The following is a 1985-nucleotide window of genomic DNA, read 5'->3' on the forward strand; positions in this document are numbered from 1 at the left end:
GGAACGGGATGTTCTCATAGACGCCGACCTCCGTAATGGTTTGACCATTGAGCTCCTCGGGCATGTAGCGGGCCCAGTAGCGCCAGCCGTTGCTCAGCTGTTCGAGCTTTGCGTCGGCGCCCCACGGTAGGGGTGTGATGACGAGCCTCTCGCCGACCTTCTCGTTCTGGTTGTTGTAGATGTCCTCGATGGAGATGCTGAGGCCGTCTTGACCCTCACCACGGGCCGATGCGTTGATGGGGTTGAACAGTCCGGTGTCGCTCTCGCTGGGCGTTCCGGAGCCGGTGCCAAGGACGATTGCCCACTGCGGGCGCCTGTAAAGGGAGATGTCGTTTGGACACTGATACGTCTCGTCGGGCTTCTTGTACTCCGCGACGAACTTGCCGGTGAGCCAAGCCTGCTGGAGTAGGGCGATGCCGGCTGAGGTGATAACGTTGTCCGTCTCCACCTTCCAGCGCTCACCGGTTTCAACGTCCGTGACCACGACCGTCACGTGCCCCTTGATGACTGCCTCGTTGAGCCTCATGGCGCACCACCCGTCTGGTTGAGTATCCTGGTCAGTATTTGCAGGCGGAACCAGCTCGGCTTCAGCTTGAGGCTCTCAATCTCCTCGGCCCGGCTGTTGAGGTACTCAGTTAGGTCGGGCGGGTTGTTGCCGAAGAGCTTCGCCTCCATGTAGCTGGCCACGTAGTCGTTGATGATGTCCTCTACCAGGTCGGCGCAGTCTTGGCAGTAAACCCTGCCGTTGATGAAGACGGCGCCGGTCTCAAACTCCTTCCCACACCTTGTGCACTTATACACCACCTTTCACCACCCCCTTCAGACGACGGCCGGGGAAGACCTTATCCAACTTGCGGTTTGGTACGTCCACTTCAAGCTCCCATCTGGGTTTAAGGCGTAGAGGTTGCGACCATCGCTCCCGACGTAGATTGTTCCGTCGGGAGCTACTGCTGGGGAAGAGGTCACATAACCATCAGCCCAAAACTTCCACTTCAAGCTACCGTCTGGGTTAATAGCGTAGAGGTAGCTATCATTACTCCCGACGTAGATTGTCCCATCTGGAGCTACTGCCGGAATAGAATATACATCACGTCCAGTCTGATACTTCCATTTTAAGCTCCCATCAGGATTGATGGCGTAGAGGTAGTTGTCATTACTTCCAACATAGATTGTTCCGTCGGGAGCAACTGCCGGAGAGGAGTATATATAGTCCCCGGTCTGATACTTCCACTTTAAGCTACCATTTGAGTTGATAGCGTAGAGGTAGTGGTCATAACTTCCAACATAGATTGTCCCGTCTGGAGCTACTGCTGGAGAGGAGTACACATAACTACCAGCCCAAAACTTCCACTTTAAGCTACCGTCTGGGTTAATAGCGTAGAGATTGCGGTCATTACTTCCAACATAGATTGTTCCGTCGGAAGTTACTGTTGGAGAGGAATACAGCTTGTTCCCCGTTAGATATTTCCATTTTAAGCTCCCATCAGGATTGATGGCGTAGAGGTAGTGGTCATAACTTCCAACATAGATTGTTCCGTCGGGAGCAACTGCCGGAGAGGAGTATATATAGTCCCCGGTCTGGTACTTCCATTTTAAGCTACCGTCTGGGTTGATGGCGTAGAAACAGTGGTCGTGGCTCCCGACGTAGATTGTCCTATCTGGAGCTACTGCCGGGGAAGAGAAAATACGGTCTCCAGTCTGGTACTTCCATTTTAAGCTCCCATCGGGATTGATAGCATAGAGATAGTGGTCATAACCTCCGACGTAAATCACGTTGTGCGCGTCAGCAACGCCGGTGTGCTGTGGGTCGTGGTGGAACATCGGCCACGTGCCGGTGGCCTGCCCAACCTCAATGCTAATTGAGTCCACGCTCGCCTGCTCCTCGGTCAGCGTGCTGAGGGCGCCCTTCTGGTACAGCAACCTGTCGCTGACGTACACCGAGTCGGCGAAGGCCCTAATGACCAGCGTCTCCCCGCCCTGCGGAA

3 protein-coding genes are annotated in these 1985 nt (G+C 54.7%); all 3 read right to left on the reverse strand.

Features of this window, described 5'->3' with window-relative positions; all coding sequences use genetic code 11:
• Positions 1 to 526: hypothetical protein (locus tag MVO87_RS00965; RefSeq protein ID WP_297551886.1), on the reverse strand; the 526-nt coding region annotated here is incomplete at its 3' end.
• Positions 523 to 804 (reverse strand): hypothetical protein, encoded by a 282-nt coding sequence (locus MVO87_RS00970; RefSeq protein ID WP_297551888.1) that lies wholly within the window; start codon positions 802 to 804, stop codon positions 523 to 525. The genes MVO87_RS00970 and MVO87_RS00965, both read right to left, overlap by 4 nt.
• A gap of 15 nt (positions 805 to 819) precedes the next feature.
• Positions 820 to 1985 (reverse strand): PQQ-binding-like beta-propeller repeat protein (locus tag MVO87_RS00975; protein ID WP_297551890.1); only part of this gene is annotated, 1166 nt, incomplete at its 5' end.

Source organism: Thermococcus sp. (genome assembly GCF_027063845.1).
Lineage (GTDB): Archaea > Methanobacteriota_B > Thermococci > Thermococcales > Thermococcaceae > Thermococcus.